Source organism: Streptomyces sp. NPDC096079 (assembly GCF_040303145.1).
Classification (GTDB): Bacteria; Actinomycetota; Actinomycetes; order Streptomycetales; family Streptomycetaceae; genus Streptomyces.
Genome location: NZ_JBEOST010000033.1, coordinates 1 through 17173, shown reverse-complemented (window position 1 = coordinate 17173; position 17173 = coordinate 1). Strand labels below are relative to the sequence as shown.

At 73.1% G+C, this 17173-nt stretch carries 19 protein-coding genes; 9 read left to right on the top strand and 10 right to left on the bottom strand.

Annotated elements, in window-relative coordinates:
• Window positions 1-133: 133 nt before the first annotated feature.
• Window positions 134-619 (bottom strand): F0F1 ATP synthase subunit B family protein, encoded by a 486-nt coding sequence (locus ABTY59_RS35365; RefSeq protein WP_352023245.1) that lies wholly within the window; start codon window positions 617-619, stop codon window positions 134-136.
• Window positions 620-744: 125 nt separating this feature from the next.
• Here ABTY59_RS35365 and sph point away from each other — a divergent pair, with 125 nt between their 5' ends.
• On the top strand, window positions 745-1770 hold the full coding sequence (gene sph, locus ABTY59_RS35360) for a sphingomyelin phosphodiesterase (RefSeq protein WP_502995468.1): 1026 nt from the start codon (window positions 745-747) through the stop codon (window positions 1768-1770).
• A 13-nt stretch (window positions 1771-1783) separates the two neighbouring features.
• Here sph and ABTY59_RS35355 read toward each other — a convergent pair whose 3' ends face one another.
• Window positions 1784-2275: a hypothetical protein gene (locus ABTY59_RS35355; protein ID WP_352023242.1), complete on the bottom strand. Its 492-nt coding sequence runs from the start codon at window positions 2273-2275 to the stop codon at window positions 1784-1786.
• A 236-nt stretch (window positions 2276-2511) separates the two neighbouring features.
• Here ABTY59_RS35355 and ABTY59_RS35350 point away from each other — a divergent pair, with 236 nt between their 5' ends.
• From ABTY59_RS35350 to ABTY59_RS35340, 3 genes are all read left to right on the top strand, one after another.
• Window positions 2512-2721, top strand: coding sequence for a helix-turn-helix domain-containing protein (locus ABTY59_RS35350; RefSeq protein WP_352023240.1), 210 nt, complete (start codon window positions 2512-2514; stop codon window positions 2719-2721).
• On the top strand, window positions 2721-3257 hold the full coding sequence (locus ABTY59_RS35345) for a Clp protease N-terminal domain-containing protein (protein ID WP_352023239.1): 537 nt from the start codon (window positions 2721-2723) through the stop codon (window positions 3255-3257). Before ABTY59_RS35350 ends, ABTY59_RS35345 begins: the two co-directional genes overlap by 1 nt.
• Before the next feature lie 84 nt (window positions 3258-3341).
• Window positions 3342-4076 (top strand): MerR family transcriptional regulator, encoded by a 735-nt coding sequence (locus ABTY59_RS35340; RefSeq protein WP_352023238.1) that lies wholly within the window; start codon window positions 3342-3344, stop codon window positions 4074-4076.
• Here the strand turns inward: ABTY59_RS35340 and ABTY59_RS35335 are convergent.
• From ABTY59_RS35335 to ABTY59_RS35320, 4 genes are read right to left on the bottom strand one after another with little or no spacing between them, the layout of a single operon-like run.
• The gene (locus ABTY59_RS35335; protein ID WP_352023237.1) at window positions 4063-6237 is read right to left on the bottom strand and encodes a 3-hydroxyacyl-CoA dehydrogenase NAD-binding domain-containing protein; all 2175 of its coding nucleotides are present in this window, start codon (window positions 6235-6237) and stop codon (window positions 4063-4065) included. The genes ABTY59_RS35340 and ABTY59_RS35335 overlap by 14 nt on opposite strands.
• Window positions 6238-6277: 40 nt before the next feature.
• Window positions 6278-7492 (bottom strand): acetyl-CoA C-acetyltransferase, encoded by a 1215-nt coding sequence (locus tag ABTY59_RS35330; RefSeq protein ID WP_352023236.1) that lies wholly within the window; start codon window positions 7490-7492, stop codon window positions 6278-6280.
• A gap of 46 nt (window positions 7493-7538) precedes the next feature.
• Entirely contained in the window at window positions 7539-8681 is a 1143-nt protein-coding gene (locus tag ABTY59_RS35325) for an acyl-CoA dehydrogenase family protein (RefSeq protein ID WP_352023235.1), read from the bottom strand.
• Window positions 8678-9823, bottom strand: coding sequence for a CaiB/BaiF CoA transferase family protein (locus ABTY59_RS35320; RefSeq protein WP_352023234.1), 1146 nt, complete (start codon window positions 9821-9823; stop codon window positions 8678-8680). Before ABTY59_RS35320 ends, ABTY59_RS35325 begins: the two co-directional genes overlap by 4 nt.
• Window positions 9824-10036: 213 nt before the next feature.
• On the opposite strand from ABTY59_RS35320, the gene ABTY59_RS35315 reads away from it, so the two are divergent.
• A complete protein-coding gene (locus tag ABTY59_RS35315) occupies window positions 10037-11242 on the top strand; it encodes a saccharopine dehydrogenase family protein (RefSeq protein ID WP_502995467.1) in 1206 nt (401 codons plus the stop codon).
• 82 nt (window positions 11243-11324) lie between these two features.
• Here the strand turns inward: ABTY59_RS35315 and ABTY59_RS35310 are convergent, their stop codons facing one another.
• The 3 genes from ABTY59_RS35310 to ABTY59_RS35300 are packed head-to-tail and all read right to left on the bottom strand — an operon-like array spanning window position 11325 to window position 12576.
• On the bottom strand, window positions 11325-11699 hold the full coding sequence (locus ABTY59_RS35310) for a VOC family protein (protein ID WP_352023232.1): 375 nt from the start codon (window positions 11697-11699) through the stop codon (window positions 11325-11327).
• Window positions 11696-11830: a morphogenic membrane protein MmpA gene (gene mmpA / locus ABTY59_RS35305; RefSeq protein WP_352023231.1), complete on the bottom strand. Its 135-nt coding sequence runs from the start codon at window positions 11828-11830 to the stop codon at window positions 11696-11698. The genes ABTY59_RS35310 and mmpA overlap by 4 nt, the downstream gene beginning before the upstream one ends.
• Window positions 11831-11880: 50 nt before the next feature.
• Window positions 11881-12576 carry an endonuclease V gene (locus ABTY59_RS35300; protein WP_352023230.1) on the bottom strand — a complete coding sequence of 232 codons (696 nt, stop codon included), beginning with the start codon at window positions 12574-12576 and terminating at the stop codon, window positions 11881-11883.
• A 92-nt stretch (window positions 12577-12668) separates the two neighbouring features.
• On the opposite strand from ABTY59_RS35300, the gene ABTY59_RS35295 reads away from it, so the two are divergent.
• The gene (locus ABTY59_RS35295; RefSeq protein ID WP_352023229.1) at window positions 12669-12968 is read left to right on the top strand and encodes a YciI family protein; all 300 of its coding nucleotides are present in this window, start codon (window positions 12669-12671) and stop codon (window positions 12966-12968) included.
• Here the strand turns inward: ABTY59_RS35295 and ABTY59_RS35290 are convergent.
• Window positions 12965-14062, bottom strand: a complete 1098-nt coding sequence (locus ABTY59_RS35290) for a WD40/YVTN/BNR-like repeat-containing protein (RefSeq protein ID WP_352023228.1) — start codon at window positions 14060-14062, stop codon at window positions 12965-12967. The two genes, ABTY59_RS35295 and ABTY59_RS35290, sit on opposite strands and share 4 nt — an antisense overlap.
• A 75-nt stretch (window positions 14063-14137) precedes the next feature.
• On the opposite strand from ABTY59_RS35290, the gene ABTY59_RS35285 reads away from it, so the two are divergent.
• The 3 genes from ABTY59_RS35285 (at window position 14138) to ABTY59_RS35275 (ending at window position 17077) form a co-directional block, all read left to right on the top strand.
• Window positions 14138-14602 (top strand): (4Fe-4S)-binding protein, encoded by a 465-nt coding sequence (locus ABTY59_RS35285; RefSeq protein ID WP_352023227.1) that lies wholly within the window; start codon window positions 14138-14140, stop codon window positions 14600-14602.
• Between the two features lie 151 nt (window positions 14603-14753).
• Window positions 14754-15170 carry a spore wall synthesis regulator SsgD gene (ssgD, locus tag ABTY59_RS35280; protein ID WP_352023226.1) on the top strand — a complete coding sequence of 139 codons (417 nt, stop codon included), beginning with the start codon at window positions 14754-14756 and terminating at the stop codon, window positions 15168-15170.
• Between the two features lie 245 nt (window positions 15171-15415).
• Window positions 15416-17077, top strand: coding sequence for an ABC-F family ATP-binding cassette domain-containing protein (locus ABTY59_RS35275; RefSeq protein WP_352023225.1), 1662 nt, complete (start codon window positions 15416-15418; stop codon window positions 17075-17077).
• The last annotated feature ends 96 nt before the right edge of the window (window positions 17078-17173 follow it).

Genomic DNA, 17173 nt, shown 5'->3' with positions numbered 1-17173 from the left:
GGGGGGGCCCCGGCGCGCGGGCTCCGGGTCCCCCCGGCCCTCCCCCCCCGGGCCCCCCGCCCCCCCCCCCCCCCGGGGGCCCCCCCCCCGGGGGGGGGGGCGGGGGCCCCGGCCCCTTCCGTGGAGTGCGGGGTCAGGCGCGGTCGGCGCCGACCGGCTCGCCCACGATGCGGGCGGCGAGGGAGTGGGCCCAGGCGTCGACGTCGGCGTTGAGCTCGCGCTCGGCGGCGGCGCGCTCCTCGGCGATCTTGGCGGTGCCGGCGGCGAGGATCGCGTCGCGCTCGGCCTGGCCCTCGGCGCGGGCGGCGGCGATGGCGGCCGAGCCCTCCTCGGTGGCCTGGGAGCGGATGCGCGCGGCCTCGTGGCGGGCCTCGGCGAGCTCCGCCTCGTACTGCTCGCGGATGGCGGTGGCCTCGGCGCGCAGGTCGTCGGCGCGGCCGGTGCCGCCGTCGATGGCGTCCTCACGCTCGGCGATGGTGCGGCGGATCTTCGGAAGGATGCCCTTCGCCAGGATGAGGAAGGTGAGCCCGAACAGCACCACGCCGAGGATGAGCTCGGCCCAGACGGGGTTGAGCGGACCGAGGTCCATCTTGAAGACAGTGGAGTTCGCGAGGGTCATGCGCGCATTCTACCTGCTCAAAAACACCACAAATCAGACACCGTGGCGAGAGTTGGCGTGATCTTGCAGGCGCGGCCAGATTCCCGGCACCGGAAGGCTACCGGAAGGTAACCCCGGCTGATTGTATGTGCGGCGCCAGCCCAACCCCCCACACCCTCATGGGAGTTCACGTGTCGTTCGCCGCGCTCCGCCGCGCCCCCGGCGCCGCCCTTTCGCTCGCGCTCGCCGCCGCCACCCTGGCGACGGCCGCCCCGGCCGCGTCCGCCGCCCCCGCCGAGGCGCCGCGCCTCAAGGTGCTCACGTACAACACGTTCCTGTTCTCCAAGACCCTGTACCCGAACTGGGGCCAGGACCACCGGGCCAAGGCGATCCCCGCCGCCCCCTTCTTCCAGGGGCAGGACGTCGTCGTGCTCCAGGAGACCTTCGACAACTCCTCCTCGGACGCCCTCAAGGCGAACGCGGCCGCGCAGTACCCGTACCAGACCCCCGTCGTCGGCCGCAGCAAGTCCGGCTGGGACGCCACCGGCGGGGCGTACTCCTCGACGACGCCCGAGGACGGCGGGGTCACGATCCTCAGCAAGTGGCCGATCGTCCGCAAGGAGCAGTACGTCTACAAGGACGCCTGCGGCGCCGACTGGTACTCGAACAAGGGCTTCGCGTACACCGTCCTGAACGTGAACGGCAGCCTCGTCCACGTCGTCGGCACGCACGCCCAGTCCACCGACCCGGGCTGCTCGGCGGGCGAGGCGGCGCAGATGCGCAGCCGCCAGTTCAAGACGATCGACGCCTTCCTGGACGCCAAGAACATCCCGGCGAACGAGCAGGTGATCGTCGCCGGCGACATGAACGTCGACTCGCACACCCCCGAGTACGGCACGATGCTCGCCGACGCGGGCCTGGCGGGGGCGGACGCCCGCACCGGGCACCCGTACTCCTTCGACACCCAGCTGAACTCGATCGCGTCCTACCGCTACCCGACCGACCCGCGCGAGGACCTCGACTACGTCCTCTACCGCTCCGGGAACGCCCGGCCCGCCGGCTGGACCAACCACGTGGTCCTGGAGCAGAGCGCGCCGTGGACGGTCTCCAGCTGGGGCACGCAGTACACCTACACCAACCTCTCCGACCACTACCCGGTCACCGGCTTCTGACCGGACGGCGCCCTCAGTACGGGTAGCCGCCGAAGAGGCTGTAGAGCCAGGCCCCGAGGACGCCCGCGACGCACAGCAGGACGAACCAGGAACCGGCGCTGGTGTGCCGCTCCCTCCGGGGGCGGCGGCCGGGGCGGTCGGCACGCGCCGGCCGCCCCGGCTTCTCGCCCTTCGGCGACCTCCCGGCCCTGGACGGCCCCGGCGCGGGCTCGGCGGCCGCGGCGACCTCGGCGAGCAGCCGGCGGCAGACGGCCGCGAGCTCCGCCGTCCCGGCCGTCAGGTCGACCACCACCTCGGTACGGGCCGGGGCGGTCGTCCCCCCGTCCAGGATCCGCCCGGAGCGCAGCAGTGCCCGGTCCTTGCCTCCGGTCGGGGCGAGACTGATCCAGCGACGCACGTGCTCGCCCCGGATCACCACCCCGCCGCCCCGCTCCCGGTAGACGGTGTGCTCCCGCCACAGAACCCCGGCCAACTCGTCGGCGGTCTCCCTGAGTTGCGCGTACATCCTTCTCCCCTGCGTTCCGGTTCCCCCGATGCGAACAGCCGCCGACTCTAGCCCTCCCACTCGAACACCCCTACGACACCCCACCCCGGCGCCCGTTACCCGCCGAAGTCGTACACGGTGACCGGTATCCCCCTCTCCACGAGCCTCCCGAGCACCAGCGGCTCGACCGGCAACCGGCACACCCGCGACGTCAACCAGGGTTGACATCGCTCATGCTGTCAACCTAGATTGACAGCATGAGCGATGCGACCGATCTCGCCGCGCGGGCCGGTGACCGTGATCCCCGGGTGGGGTTGCGGGCCGTGGCCGCCCTGCGGCGGCTGCTGGAACAGCTGGAGGCCGTCCAGGTGCGCGGTGCGCGCGACCAGGGGTGGTCGTGGCAGGAGATCGCGACCGAGCTGGGTGTCAGCCGGCAGGCCGTCCACAAGAAGTACGGGAGGCAGTGATGTTCGAACGGTTCACGAAGGCCGCGCGCGCCACGGTGAAGGGCGCGGCCGCGCACGCGGAGCGCGGCGGCGCGACCGTCGTCACCCCCGAGCACCTCCTCCTGGCCCTGCTCGACCGCGAGGACACCCGCGCGGCGGCGGTGCTCGGGCGGCTGTGCCCGGTGGAGACCCGCCCCTCCCTGCTCGCCGCGCTCTCCGACGCGCGGCGCCGGGCCGGACTGTCCCGGGCGGACGCGGAGGCCCTGGCCGGCCTCGGCATCGACGTCGGCGCGATCGTCGAGCGCGTCGAGGAGACCCACGGCGCGGGCGCGCTGGCCGGGGACCGCAAGGACTCCGGGTGGTGGTCGGGCCGCCTCACCTTCTCCCGCGAGGCGAAGACGGTCCTGGAGAAGTCGCTCCGCGTGGCCCTCGCCCGCAAGGACCGCGAGATCGGCGACGAGCACCTGCTGCTCGCCCTCACCACCCTCGGCGGCGTCGTCGCCGAGGTGCTGGCCGACCACGGCGTCACCTTCACCTCCGTCGAGACGGCCCTCTGACCCCGCTCCCCCGAGGGGCCCGACCGGTGAGACGCCCCGCTCGGGGGCTTTTACAGCAGTGGTGAGACAGCAATACTGTCCAACATGGAGCAGCTGAGCGACGTGCAGGAGCCCGTCTACACCGTCGACGAGCTGGCCGCGCGGGCCGGGGTCACGGTGCGGACCGTGCGGTTCTACGGGACCCGCGGCCTGCTGCCGCCGCCCGTCATCGGCGCCCGGCGGGTGGGGCACTACGGGCAGGAGCACCTGTCGCGGCTCGCGCTGATCGAGGAGCTCCAGCGGCAGGGGATGACCCTGGCGGCCATCGAGCGGTACCTGGAGCAGCTGCCGGCCGATCTGAGCGCGCAGGACCTCGCCATCCACCGGGCCCTGGTGGCGTCCTGGGCCCCCGAGTCCGCCGAGACGATCACCCGGCGCGAGCTGGAGCGCCGGGCCGGGCGGGCGCTCACCGAGCGGGACGTGGACCGGCTCGCCGCGATGGGGGTGCTCGACCGGACGGAGGACACCGACACGTACCGGCTCGACGGGGCGCTGCTGCGGCTCGGCGTCGAGCTGCTCGACGTGCCCATCGAGCACGAGACGATCCTGGCCTCGCGGACGGTGCTCCTGGAGCACGCGCGCGCGGCGGCGCAGGAGCTCTCCCGGCTCTTCCGGGACGAGGTGTGGAGCCCGTACCGGGAGAGCGCGGAGGACCCGGACCACCTGAGCGCCATGCGGTCGCTCTCGGCGCACATGCAGCCGATGGTGGTCCAGGCCCTCCTCACCGCCTTCCAGCGCTCACTGAGCGAGGAGCTGCGGAGCGCCTTCAGGAGTCGGTGAAGGTCTCGCCCCGGTCCGCCTTCTCCACCAGGAGCGCCGGCGGGGCGAAGCGCTCGCCGTAGGTCTCCGCCAGCTCGCGCGCCCGCGCGACGAAGCCCGCGACCCCGCCCTCGTAGCCGTTGACGTACTGGAGGATGCCGCCGGTCCAGGCCGGGAAGCCGATGCCCATGATGGAGCCGATGTTGGCGTCGGCGACCGAGGTCAGGACGCCCTCCTCCAGGAGGCGGACGGTGTCCAGGGCCTCGGAGAACAGCATCCGCTCCTGCATGTCGCGGAACGGGATCTCGTACCCGGGCCTGGTGAAGTGCTCGCGCAGACCCGGCCAGAGCCTGCCGCGCTTGCCGTCCTCGCCGTACTCGTAGAAGCCCGCGCCGCCGCTGCGGCCGGGGCGGCCGAACTCGTCGACCATGCGGTCGATGACGGCCTCGCCGGGGTGGCTGGTCCAGGTGCCGCCCTCCTCCTCGACGGCCTTCCTCGTCTCGTTGCGGATCTTGCGCGGGAGGGTGAGGGTCAGCTCGTCCATCAGGGAGAGCACCTTCGCCGGGTAGCCGGCCTGGGCGGCGGCCTGCTCGATCGAGGCGGGCTCGATGCCCTCGCCGACCATGGCCACGCCCTCGTTGATGAAGTGGCCGATGACCCGGGAGGTGAAGAAGCCGCGCGAGTCGTTGACGACGATCGGCGTCTTGTTGATCTGCCGGACCAGGTCGAAGGCGCGGGCCAGGGCCTCGTCGCCGGTCCGCTCGCCCTTGATGATCTCGACGAGCGGCATCTTGTCGACGGGCGAGAAGAAGTGCAGGCCGATGAAGTCGGTCTGGCGCTCGACGCCCTCGGCGAGGACCGAGATGGGGAGGGTGGAGGTGTTGGAGCACAGCAGGGCGTCGGGGGCGACGACGTGCTGGATCTCCTGGAAGACCTTGTGCTTGAGCGCGGTGTCCTCGAAGACGGCCTCGATGACCGCGTCGCAGCCGGCCAGGTCGGCCGCGTCGGCGGTGGGCGTGATGCGGGCGAGGAGGGCGTCGGCCTTCTCCTGCGTCGTACGGCCCCGGGAGACCGCCTTGGCGCAGAGCTTCTCGGAGTACGCCTTGCCCTTCGCGGCGGACTCGGCGGAGACGTCCTTGAGGACGACCTCGATGCCGGCGCGCGCGCAGGAGTAGGCGATGCCGGCGCCCATCATGCCCGCGCCGAGCACGGCGACCTTGCGGACCTGGCGCTTCTCGATGCCCTTCGGGCGGCTCGCGCCCGAGTTCACCGCCTGGAGGTCGAAGAAGAACGCCTGGATCATGTTCTTCGCGGTCTGGCCGATGACCAGCTCGGTGAAGTAGCGGCTCTCGATGGTGAGCGCGGTCTCGAAGTCGACCTGGGAGCCCTCGACGGCGGCGGCCATGATCGCCTTGGGCGCCGGGTAGGGCGCGCCGTTCAGCTGCTTGCGCAGGTTGGCCGGGAAGGCGGGCAGGTTGGCCGCGAACTTCGGGTGCGACGGGGTGCCGCCGGGGATGCGGTGGCCCGGGACGTCCCAGGGCTGGTGGGACTCCGGGTGCGTGTCGATGAAGGCGATGGCCTTGGCCATCATCTCCTCGGGGGTGGCGGCGACCTCGTGGACGAGGCCGGCGTCCAGGGCCCGCTTCGGGGCGTACTGGGTGCCCTGGAGCAGCACCTTGAGGAGGGCGTCGGTGATGCCCATGAGACGGACGGTGCGGGCGACGCCGCCTCCGCCCGGCAGCAGGCCGAGGGTGACCTCGGGCAGGCCGATCTTGGAGCCGGGCGCGTCGAGCGCGATCCGGTGGTGGGAGGCGAGGGCGATCTCGTAGCCGCCGCCGAGCGCGGCGCCGTTGACGGCGGCGACGACGGGCTTGCCGAGGGTCTCGATGCGGCGGAGCGCGTTCTTGATCTCGATGGCGCTGTCGAAGATGTCCTGGGCGTGCTCGGGGCCCGCCTGGATCATGTCCTTGAGGTCCCCGCCGGCGAAGAAGGTCTTCTTCGCGGAGGTGTAGATGATGCCGCGGATGGAGTCCTTCTCGGCCTCCACGCGGTCGGCGATCGCCTTGATCGAGGCCCGGAAGGCCTGGTTCATGGTGTTGGCGGACTGGTTGGGGTCGTCGAGGACGAGGGTGACGATCCCGGTCTCGTCCTGCTCCCAGCGGATGGTGGTGCTCTCGCTCATGACTGCTGCTTCTCCGTGAGTAAGGGGTGCGGACGGGACGTCAGACGCGCTCGACGACGGTGGCGATGCCCATGCCGCCGCCCACGCAGAGGGTGGCGAGGCCGTAGCGCTTGTCCTGGCGCTCCAGCTCGTCGACGAGGGTGCCGAGGATCATCGCGCCGGTGGCGCCGAGCGGGTGGCCGAGCGCGATGGCGCCGCCGTTGACGTTGACCTTGTCCAGGGAGACGCCCATGTCCTTGACGAAGCGCAGCACGACGGCCGCGAAGGCCTCGTTGATCTCGATCAGGTCGATGTCGTCGATGCCGAGGCCGGCCTTGGCGAGGGCCTTGCGGGTGGCCGGGGCCGGGCCGGTGAGCATGATGGTCGGCTCGGAGCCGGAGACGGCGGCGGAGACGATCCGGGCGCGGGGCGTGAGCCCGTACCGCTCGCCGACCTCCTTCGAGCCGATGGCGACGAGGGAGGCGCCGTCGACGATGCCGGAGGAGTTGCCGGCGTGGTGGACGTGGTTGATCTCCTCGACCCAGTGGTACTTCTGCAGGGCGACCGCGTCGAAGCCGCCGAGTTCGCCGATGTCGGCGAAGGAGGGCTTGAGGCGGGCGAGGGAGTCCGCGGTGGTGCCGGGGCGGAGGAACTCGTCGTGGTCGAGGACGGTGAGCCCGGCGCGGTCCTTGACGGGCACGATCGAGCGGGCGAACCGGCCGTCCTTGACGGCGGCGGCGGCACGCTCCTGGGAGAGCGCGGCGTACTCGTCGACGTCGCGGCGGGAGAAGCCCTCCAGGGTGGCGATGAGGTCGGCGCCGATGCCCTGGGGGACGAAGTTGGTCTCCAGGTTGGTCATCGGGTCGGCGAACCAGGCGCCGCCGTCGGAGGCCATCGGGACGCGCGACATGGACTCGACGCCGCCGGCGAGGACGAGGTCCTCCCAGCCGGAGCGGACCTTCATCGCGGCCATGTTGACGGCTTCGAGGCCGGAGGCGCAGAAGCGGTTCTCCTGGACGCCGGCGACGGTGTCGGGGAGTCCGGCGGCGATGGCGGCGATCCGGGCGATGTCGGAGCCCTGGTCGCCGACCGGGCCGACGACGCCGAGGACGATGTCGTCGATGGCGGCCGGGTCGAGTTCCGGGTGGCGGGCCTGGATCTCCCGGATGAGGCCGACGACCAGGTCGATGGGCTTGGTGCCGTGCAGGGAGCCGTTGGCCTTGCCGCGTCCGCGCGGGGTGCGGATCGCGTCGTACACGTACGCTTCGGTGCTCACGGAAAGCCTTTCGCGATGAGGGTTCTTCGAGGGGTGCGGGACGGGGTCAGCCGAGGAGGGAGCGGCCGATGATCTCCTTCATGATCTCCGTCGTACCGCCGTAGATGGTCTGGATCCGGCCGTCCGTGAAGGCACGGGCGACCGGGAATTCGCTCATGTAGCCGTATCCGCCGTGCAGTTGCAGGCAGCGGTCGGCGACCCGCTTCTGGAGCTCGGTCGCCCACCACTTGGCCATGGACGCGTGGACGGCGTCGAGGGCCCCGTCCGCGTGCTCCTCGATGCAGCGGTCGACGAAGGTCCGGGTGACGGCGCACTCGGTGGCCATCTCGGCGATCTCGAAGCGGATGTGCTGGAGGCGGGAGAGCGGGCGGCCGAAGGCCTCGCGCTCCTTGACGTACGTGGTGGTGAGCTCCAGGAGGTGCTCGGCCCCGGCGATGCCGGCGACGGCGATCGCGAGGCGCTCCTGGGCGAGGTTGGTCATCAGGTGGATGAAGGCACCGTTGAGCTCGCCGAGCAGGTTCTCCTTGGGGACGCGGACGTCGGTGAAGAAGAGCTCGGCGGTGTCCTGGGACTTCTGGCCGATCTTGTCGAGGTTCCGGCCGCGCTCGAAGCCCTCCGCTCCCCGCTCGACGACGAGGAGGGAGAGGCCGTGGGCGCCGCCCTCGGGGGTGGTGCGGGCGACGACGACGACAAGGTCGGCGAGGATGCCGTTGGAGATGAAGGTCTTCGAGCCGTTGAGGATCCAGTGGTCGCCGTGGTCCTCGGCCGTGGTGCGGATGCCCTGGAGGTCGGAACCCGCGCCGGGCTCGGTCATGGCGATGGCGGTGACGAGCTCACCGGAGCAGAAGCCGGGCAGCCAGCGCCGCTTCTGCTCGTCCGTGCCGAGCGAGGTGAGGTAGGGGCCGATGATGTCGTTGTGCAGGCCGATGGCGAGTCCGGGGGCGCCGGCCCGGGTGAACTCCTCGGCGAGGACCGCGCCGTACCGGAAGTCGGGGTTGCCGCCGCCTCCGTACTCCTCGTCGACGGCGATCCCGAGGAGCCCCTGCCGTCCGGCGGCGAGCCACACCTCGCGGGAGACGATGCCGTCCTTCTCCCACTGGGCGTAGTGCGGCAGCACCTCCTTGTCCAGGAAGGTGCGCACGGTCGCACGGAAGGCCTCGTGGTCCTCGGTGTAGAGCTGACGCTTCATGCTTCGGGCTCCTGGGTCTTCAGGGTGGGTACGGCCCAGTCGCGGGCGACCTCGGCGGTGTCGGCACCGGGCAGGGCGGGGCCCGTGCGCAGGGTGCCGGGGGTGACGGAGAAGCGGGGCGCGGGGGCGGGCTGGGCGATCCCGTCGCGCTCGGTGAAGGTGGCGCGGGCGGCCAGGTGCGGGTGGGAGGGGGCCTCGCGCAGCGAGAGGACGGGCGCGACGCAGGCGTCGGAGCCGTCGAAGACGGCCGTCCACTGCTCGCGGGTACGGCTCCGGAAGCGGTCGGCGACGGTCTTGCGGAGCTCGGGCCAGCGGGCCGGGTCGTGGCGGGCGGGGGCCGCGTCCTCGATGCCGAGGAGGCGGACGAAGTCCGCGTAGAACCGCTCCTCCAGGGCGCCGACGGCCATGTGGCCTCCTTCGGAGGTCTCGTACACGCCGTAGAAGGGGCAGCCGCCGTCGAGCAGGTTGACGCCCCTGCGGTCCTGCCAGCCGCCGGCCGCGAGCATGGCGTGGATCATGGTGGTGAGGTGTGCGGTGCCGTCGACGATGGCGGCGTCGACGACCTGGCCCTCGCCGTGCGTCCGGGCGTGCTGGAGGGCGGCGAGGACGCCGATGACGAGGTAGAGGGAGCCGCCCGCGTAGTCGCCGACGAGGTTGGCGGGGATGGCGGGCGGACCGTCCGGGTCGGGGCCGATCATGCCGAGGGCGCCGGTGATCGCGATGTAGCCGATGTCGTGTCCCGCGGTGGGGGCGAGCGGTCCGTCCTGGCCCCAGCCGGTCATGCGGCCGTAGACGAGGCGCGGGTTGCGGGCGAGGCAGGCCTCGGGGCCGACGCCGAGGCGTTCGGCGACGCCGGGCCGGTAGCCCTCGACCAGGATGTCGGCCCGCTCGACCAGGTCGAGCACGGTGGCGGGGCCGTCCGCGGCCTTGAGGTCGACGAGGACGGAGCGCTTGTTGCGGTTGGTGAGGTCGCGGGCGGGGTCGATGCCGAGGCCGGCGCCGCCGGGACGGTCGACGCGGACGACGTCGGCACCGAGGTCGGCGAGGAGCATGGCGGCGAAGGGCCCGGGGCCGATCCCGGCGAGTTCGACCACGCGCACCCCCGTGAGCGGGCCGTTGCGGGCGGTGTGCGTCGTGCTCATCGAGCCCCCAGGAGTGTGTGACACCAATGATGTAACACCGAAGATGCTAGGAACGTGTTCCACTCGACACAAGCCCCCCGGCCGAGCAAGCGCTTGGAAATTCGGCGGGCGGGAAGGTACCCGGGGTCCGGGCGGCGGGCCGGCCCGGTTCCGCTATCCTCCGCCGACGACAACCGCGCGCGGCGGCGCGGTGCGGCCGAGACGAGGGTCTTGATGGAGACAGGGGCGGGCGTGGGACGCGAGACCGTAGCCAGACCGTACGACGTGGTCCTCTACGGGGCGACCGGCTTCGTCGGCGAACTCACCGCGGAGTACCTGGCCGAGCACGCCCCGGCGGAGTGCCGCTGGGCGCTCGCCGGGCGCAGCCTCGCCAAGCTGGAGGCGCTGCGGGACCGCCTCGCCACCGGGCGGCCGGAGCTCGCCGCGCTGCCGCTCCTCCTCGCCGACTCGGCCGATCCCGGCTCGCTGCGCGAACTCGCCGAGTCCGCGCGGGTGGTGGCGACCACGGTCGGCCCCTACGTCTGGTACGGCGAGGGGCTCGTCGCCGCCTGCGCGGAGGCCGGCACCGACTATCTGGACCTGACGGGCGAGGCCGAGTTCGTGGACCTCATGTTCGTACGGCACGACGCGCGCGCCCGGGAGACCGGCGCCCGGATCGTGCACGCCTGCGGCTTCGACTCCGTCCCGCACGACCTGGGCGTGTACTTCACCGTCCGGCAGCTGCCCGAGGACGTTCCGCTGCGCGTGGACGGCTTCGTACGGGCCGGGGCCGCGTTCTCCGGCGGCACGTTCGCCTCGGCGCTGACGGCCTTCGGCCGGGGCCCGCAGATCCTGCGGGCGGCGCGCGAACGGCGCCTGCACGAACCGCGCCTGGTGAACCGCCGGGCCCGCGCGCCGCTCGGCGGACCGCGGTTCAGCAGCGAGACGGGCACCTGGGCGCTGCCGCTGCCGACGCTCGACCCGCAGGTCGTGGCCCGCTCGGCGGCGGCGCTCGCACGGTACGGCCCCGACTTCCGCTACCGGCACTACGCCTCCGTGAAGACCCTCCCGATGGCCCTCGGTGGCACCGCCGCCATCGGCACGGGCGTCATGGCGGCCCAACTCCCTCCGGTGCGCTCCTGGTTGATGGGCCGCTACGCGGCGGGCCAGGGGCCGTCCGCCGAGCGGCGGGCCCGCAGCTGGTTCACGGTCCGGTTCGTCGGCGAGGGCGGCGGGCGGCGGGTCTTCACCGAGGTCTCGGGCGGTGACCCGGGCTACGAGGAGACCGCGAGGATGCTCGCCGAGTCGGCGCTGTGCCTCGCCTTCGACCCCCTGCCGAAGACCGCCGGCCAGGTGACGACGGCGGTGGCGATGGGCGACGCCCTGACGGACCGCCTGCGGGCAGCGGGCATCCGCTTCCGGGTGGCCCACCAGGGCTAGGGCCTGTCTTTCGGATCAGGCCCCGCGAGCCCGGCCTGATCCGAAGGACAGGCCCTAGGCCGCGTCCGGAAGGTCCCGCCGGTCAGGGCCGTACGAGACGGAAGGGGTGGCCCGCCGGGTCCGTGTAGACGCGCCAGGGGGCGTCGGCCCCGGTCTCCCCGTCGAGCGGTACGGCCCCGAGCGCGAGGACGGCCTCGTGGGCGGCGGCCAGGTCGTCGACCCGCACGTCGAGGAGGAACTGCTGCTCCGGCGCACCCCAGACGGGCGGGCGGTGGTCGGCGACGCCCTGGAAGGCGAGGACCGGGCCGCCCTCCCCGCGCAGGACCGCGGCGCCCCCGCCGACGGCCCAGCGGGGATCGGGGCCCTCGACCTCGCCGCCGATCAACGCGCGGTAGAACGAGGCCAGTTCCAGGGCGTCGGGGCAGTCGAGGACGACGCACCGGAGCCGCCCGATCATCCCAGCGTCCAGCTGGTGAGGACGTACAGGATGGCGCAGGTCCAGGCGACGCCGAGCACGACGGCGGTGGCCAGGACCAGGGTCAGTCCGCGGCCCGCCGGACGCGACGGAGCGGAGAGGGGTGTCGTCATGGGCCCCACTCTGCCGGGCCGGTCTGACAGACGGGTATCCGTACGCGTACTCAGTCGCCCCTGAGGGCCTCCTTCAGGGCCCGGCGGCAGAGGGAGTCGGCGTGCCGGGTGGTCTCCGGGATCCGGTAGCGCGGGGCGAGGTGGAGGGTGTGGGCGCAGGCGTTGGCGAGGGACACGCGGTGGCCGACCGAGACGAACACGGGCTTCACGCCGGCCTGGGTGCGCAGGGCGCGGCCCACCTCCTCGCCCTCGGCCAGGAGCGGCGCGGCGTCGCCGCGGGCGGGGCCGGGCTGCGCGTAGGTGAAGGTGAAGGGGTTCTTGGCGACGCCGATGGCCGGGCGTCCGGTGAGCACCCCGAGGTGGCTGGCGAGCCCGAAGCGGCGGGGGTGGGCGAGCCCGTAGCCGTCGCAGACGAGGAGGCCGGGGTCGGCGGTCAGGGCGTCGAGCGCGGCGAGGACGGTCGGGATCTCCCGGAAGGCGAGGAGCCCGGGGACGTACGGGAAGGAGACCCGGCCGACCGCCGTGGCCTCCTCCACCACGTCCAGGGTGCGCCCGTCGAGGACGACGGCCGCGGCGGCGACGAGGTCCCGCCGGTCGTCGTAGGCCACGTCGAGCCCGGTGACATGGCCCTCGCCGACGCCCGGTCCCTCCTCGTCGCGCACGAGCCGCCCGCGCAGCTCCCGCTGGACGGCCCGGGCGGTGCTCTCGTCGGCGGGCCAGCCCGCCGGAATCTCGATGATCGTCATGATGCGGGCCACCCTACGGCGGGCGGGGCCGCCCGTTCCGAGGGCTGGGACGTCCGGGCCCGGCCGGGACGTCGACGGGTAGCCTGCCGGTCATGTTCGTACTGGAATTGACCTACACCGCGCCCGTCGAGCGGGTGGACGCGCTGCTCGACGCCCATGTCGAGTGGCTCGACGCGCAGTACGCCGAGGGCGTGTTCCTGGCGTCGGGGCGGAAGAACCCGCGGGACGGCGGGGTGATCCTGGCCGCCGGGGTCGACCGCGCGGAGATCGAGAGGATCGCGGCGGCCGACCCGTTCAGCGTCGAGGGCGTGTGCGCGTACCGGATCACGGAGTTCCACGCGACCAAGACGGCCGACGGGATCGCCGCGTACCGGGAGCAGCTCCCCGCCTAGTGCTGTGACCGGGCCGGGCCGGTCCATCGGGCGATGCGGCCCTTCTCGCCCGAGGCCCAGCAGGAGCCGTCCGGGGTGCAGTCGACGGTGTCGTACGAGCCGGTGTCGACCGTGCGCCAGGTGCGGCCGCCGTCGGTGGTGAGGTCGGTTCCGGTCGGCCCGACGGCGAGCGCGGCCGCCTTGCCGCGCGGGAGCCAGGCGACACCGGAGCGGTAGGCCGGCGGCGGCGTGTCCGAGGGGCGCCAGGTCCGGCCCCCGTCCGCGCTGACCGCGCCGGCGCGGGGGGAGGGCTGGTCCTTGCGGTAGTCGCCGCCGACGGCGATGCCGTGGGCGCGGTCGCGGAAGGCGAGTCCGAAGACGCCGCGGGCCGGGTCGCCCGCCGGGATCGGCGTGTCGGTGGCGCGCCAGGTCAGTCCGCGGTCGGCGGAGTGGAGCACGCGCGCGGTGGCCCCGCCGCCGGTCGCGAGCCAGACGTCGCGGGGCCCGGCCGACACCAGGCACTGGCCGCTCGCGGCGAAGCCGGCCTCGCCGGGTAGCGCCTCGGGCATCCCCGCGCTCGGCAGGACGTGCCAGGAGCGGCCGCCGTCGCGGGTCGCGAGGATGCGGTACTTCCCGTCGACCGGGTCGCTCATCGCGAGTCCGTGGCGCCGGTCGAAGAAGGTCATGCAGTCGTAGAAGGCCCGCGCGTCGGTGTTGCGGAAGGACTCGGTCCAGGTGGCGCCGCCGTCCTCGGTGCGCAGCACGCGGGAGGCCTCGCCCTCCCCGATGGCGAGGACGACGGCCCTGCGGGCGTCGAAGGCCTCGACGTCGCGGAACTCCAGGTCCCCCGCGCCAGGCGGCGACACGTTTCGCCAGCTCCGGCCGCCGTCGGTGGTGCGCAGCACCGTGCCCTTCGAGCCCGCGGCCCACGCGGTCCTGCGGTCGACCGGCGAGAGCCCCCGGAACCGGGCGTCGGTACCGGTCGGAGTCAGCTGCCAGCCGGCCGCGGCCGTGGGGGTCTCCCCGGCCCGCGCCGGGGCGGCCAGGGTCAGCGCGAGCGCCGCCCCGATCAGCCCCACCGACATCGTTCGTCTCGTCTTCCCCATGGACGTCATGGCGCCGGAAGCTAGTGCCCGGGGCCGCTCCCCGTCCAGGGTGCGTCCCCGGCCGGGCGTTCCTAGGCTGGTCGCATGACGGAAGGCGAAGGTACGACGGAGGAACGGCCCCGCCTCAAGGAGTACGAGGGCGAGGGCATCACCGTCACGTTCGAGCCGCGTCGCTGTCTGCACGCGGCCGAGTGCGCCCACGGCCTGCCGGAGGTCTTCGACGTGTCCCGGCGCCCGTGGGTGCTGCCCGACGCCGCCGAGCCGTCCCGGGTCGCGGAGGTCGTTCGCCGCTGTCCCTCCGGGGCGCTGCAGTACCACCACAAGCCCGAGGACTCCGTGCCCGAGCCCCCGGACTCCCCCACCACCGTGCGGCGCACGCCCGCCGGCCAGCTGGTGGTGCGCGGCGACCTGCTGGTGACCGGCGCGCTCGGGGACCGGCACGAGACCCGGGCGATGCTCTGCGGCTGCGGGGCCTCGGGGAACCAGCCGTACTGCGACCACTCCGGGCCCTGCGCGGAGCCGGACGACGACGTGCCGGACGAGCGGTGACCACCGGCCGCGCCGTGCCCGGACGTCGGTGACACAGCTCACGTGGGGGGCCAGTGCACGTTCCGGCCACGCCGGTCGTCTAGAGGGGTGTCAGGTGCCCTGGTGTCGGGGAGACGCACAGGATCCGAAGCCCGCGTGAGAGGAGCCGGTCTTGTCCGCCGTCATCGAGCAGGCCGTGCAGGCCCGTCTGGTCGCGTCCGCGCCCCGGATGGAGACCGTCCCCGCCACCTTGCGGTACGACCGCGAGGATCCGTACGCCGTGAGCATGGCCTTCCCGCCGCCGGCGACGCTGGAGGGCGTCGAGGTCTCCTGGGCCTTCGCGCGCGAGCTGCTCGTCCAGGGGGTCGAGCGCCCGGCCGGGGTCGGGGACGTGCGCCTGCGTCCGTACGGGTACGACCGCACGGTCGTCGAGTTCCACGCCCCGGAGGGAGTGGCCATGGTCCACGTCCGCACCTCCGAGCTGCGCCGCTTCCTGGAACGCTCGCAGCACCTGGTCCCGGCGGGACGCGAGCACCAGTACCTGGACTGGGACCAGGACCTCACGGAGCTGCTCCGCGGGCACCCGTAGAAAGCGCTCCGTCAAATCGTTTGCCGCTCCTCCGCTCCCGGGCGTACCGTCGTTCCTGACCTTGTCGTCACCCGATCGGAGAAGGACGTTGCTCGTCTGAGGTTGCGAGACACCGAGCCGCGCGTGCCCCCTGAGCCGCGTGTGCCGTTCTCGACCTCGGCGTACGAGCCGTTCTCCCTGCTGCCCGCGCCCCGGTGTCTCCCGCGTTGCTCCCTTTTCACGCTTGCGCGACCCCGGAGGCCTGCATGGCGCATCACCCCACTTTCATCACCTGTTCCTCGATCTCCTTCTCCTGGCCGGACGGCACCACGGTCCTCGACGACTTCCGCCTCTCGGTGGGCCCCGGCCGCACCGGGCTCGTCGGGGTCAACGGCTCCGGCAAGTCCACGCTCCTGAAGCTGATCGCCGGCGAACTGACCCCGCTGGACGGCACCGTCAAGGTCACCGGTGAGCTCGGCTACCTCCCGCAGAACCTGGTCCTGGACACCTCGCGGCGCGTGGACGAGATCCTCGGCATCGCCGCCAAGCGCGCCGCCCTGCACGCCATCGAGGCGGGCGACCCGGCCGAGGAGCACTTCACCGCCGTCGGCGACGACTGGGACGTGGAGGAGCGGGCCCGGGTCGTCCTCGACCAGCTCGGCCTCGACCACGTCGGCCTGGACCGGACCGTGGGCGAGATCTCGGGCGGCGAGTCCGTGCTGCTGCGGCTCGCCGCGCTGCTGCTCGCCCGACCTGACGTACTCCTGCTCGACGAGCCCACCAACAATCTGGATCTGCACGCCCGCGCGCGCCTCTACGAGGCCGTGGAGAAGTTCTCCGGCGTCCTGGTCGTGGTCAGCCACGACCGTGAACTCCTGGAGCGGGTCGACCAGATCGCCGACCTGCGCGACGGCGAGGTCGACTGGTACGGCGGCAACTGGTCCGCGTACGAGACGGCACTCGCCGCCGAACAGGAGGCGGCGGAGCGGATGGTGCGGGTCGCCGAGGCCGACGTACAGCGCCAGAAGCGCGAACTCGCCGACACCCAGATGAAGTTGGCACGGCGCAAGAGGTACGGACAGAAGAGCTTCGAGAACAAGGTCGCCTCCAAGATCGTGGCGAACGGACGGAAGCGCGACGCGCAGGTCACCGCGGGCAAGCAGCGCACCCTGCACGCCGAGCGCCTCTCGGAGGCGCGGGAGCGGCTCGACGCGGCCGTGGAGGCGGTACGGGACGACGACGAGATCCGCGTCGAACTGCCCCGCACCTCGGTGCCGCCGGGCCGTGAGGTCCTGCACCTGCGGGATCTGGAGCTGCGCTACGGGGCCCGGGTCGACGGCGCGTTCGAGCTGCGGGGCCCGGAGCGGATCGCCCTGGTCGGCCGGAACGGCGCCGGCAAGACGACGCTGCTCCGGACGATCGCCGGCGAGCTGGAGCCCCTGTCGGGCGAGACGGACGCGCGGGTGCCGCTGCGCTTCCTGCCGCAGCGGCTCGACGTGCTCGACGACGGCCTGAGCATCGTGGAGAACGTGGCCCGCTTCGCACCCACGGCCACCGGGAACGCGATCAGGGCCAGGCTCGCGCGGTTCCTCTTCCGGGGCGCGCGGGCGGACCAGCCCGTCGGCACCCTGTCGGGCGGGGAGCGGTTCCGGGCGACGCTGGCCGCCCTGCTCCTCGCGGAGCCGGCGCCGCAGCTGCTGATGCTGGACGAGCCGACGAACAACCTGGACATCGCGTCGGTCCGGAAGCTGACGGCGGCCCTCGACGCCTACGAGGGGGCACTGATCGTGGCGAGCCACGACGTGGCGTTCCTGGAGTCGCTGGGGATCACCCGCTGGCTGCTGCTCGACGGCGAGCTGCGGCCGACGACCGCGGAGGAGGTCAGGGGGACGACCCCGAGCTCCCGCCGGAGTGACGCGGGGGTCTAGGGCCTGTCTTTCGGATCAGGCCGGATCAGGGAGCGGGGCCTGGTGCGTGCGATCGCAAGGCGGAGGAGGGAGGCAACGCGGTGGGGGCACCTCCCA

Bases quoted from the DNA above. Each gene is read 5' to 3' on its own strand.
- ABTY59_RS35355 (WP_352023242.1), bottom strand. From the start codon at position 2,275: ATGTACGCGCAACTCAGGGAGACCGCCGACGAGTTGGCCGGGGTTCTG.
- ABTY59_RS35290 (WP_352023228.1), bottom strand. From the start codon at position 14,062: ATGACGTCCATGGGGAAGACGAGACGAACGATGTCGGTGGGGCTGATC.
- ABTY59_RS35325 (WP_352023235.1), bottom strand. From the start codon at position 8,681: ATGAAGCGTCAGCTCTACACCGAGGACCACGAGGCCTTCCGTGCGACC.
- ABTY59_RS35315 (WP_502995467.1), top strand. From the start codon at position 10,037: ATGGAGACAGGGGCGGGCGTGGGACGCGAGACCGTAGCCAGACCGTAC.
- ABTY59_RS35275 (WP_352023225.1), top strand. From the start codon at position 15,416: ATGGCGCATCACCCCACTTTCATCACCTGTTCCTCGATCTCCTTCTCC.
- ABTY59_RS35295 (WP_352023229.1), top strand. From the start codon at position 12,669: ATGTTCGTACTGGAATTGACCTACACCGCGCCCGTCGAGCGGGTGGAC.
- sph (WP_502995468.1), top strand. From the start codon at position 745: ATGTGCGGCGCCAGCCCAACCCCCCACACCCTCATGGGAGTTCACGTG.
- ABTY59_RS35350 (WP_352023240.1), top strand. From the start codon at position 2,512: ATGAGCGATGCGACCGATCTCGCCGCGCGGGCCGGTGACCGTGATCCC.
- ABTY59_RS35335 (WP_352023237.1), bottom strand. From the start codon at position 6,237: ATGAGCGAGAGCACCACCATCCGCTGGGAGCAGGACGAGACCGGGATC.
- ABTY59_RS35345 (WP_352023239.1), top strand. From the start codon at position 2,721: ATGTTCGAACGGTTCACGAAGGCCGCGCGCGCCACGGTGAAGGGCGCG.
- ABTY59_RS35285 (WP_352023227.1), top strand. From the start codon at position 14,138: ATGACGGAAGGCGAAGGTACGACGGAGGAACGGCCCCGCCTCAAGGAG.
- mmpA (WP_352023231.1), bottom strand. From the start codon at position 11,830: ATGACGACACCCCTCTCCGCTCCGTCGCGTCCGGCGGGCCGCGGACTG.
- ABTY59_RS35320 (WP_352023234.1), bottom strand. From the start codon at position 9,823: ATGAGCACGACGCACACCGCCCGCAACGGCCCGCTCACGGGGGTGCGC.
- ABTY59_RS35365 (WP_352023245.1), bottom strand. From the start codon at position 619: ATGACCCTCGCGAACTCCACTGTCTTCAAGATGGACCTCGGTCCGCTC.
- ABTY59_RS35310 (WP_352023232.1), bottom strand. From the start codon at position 11,699: ATGATCGGGCGGCTCCGGTGCGTCGTCCTCGACTGCCCCGACGCCCTG.
- ABTY59_RS35300 (WP_352023230.1), bottom strand. From the start codon at position 12,576: ATGACGATCATCGAGATTCCGGCGGGCTGGCCCGCCGACGAGAGCACC.
- ABTY59_RS35340 (WP_352023238.1), top strand. From the start codon at position 3,342: ATGGAGCAGCTGAGCGACGTGCAGGAGCCCGTCTACACCGTCGACGAG.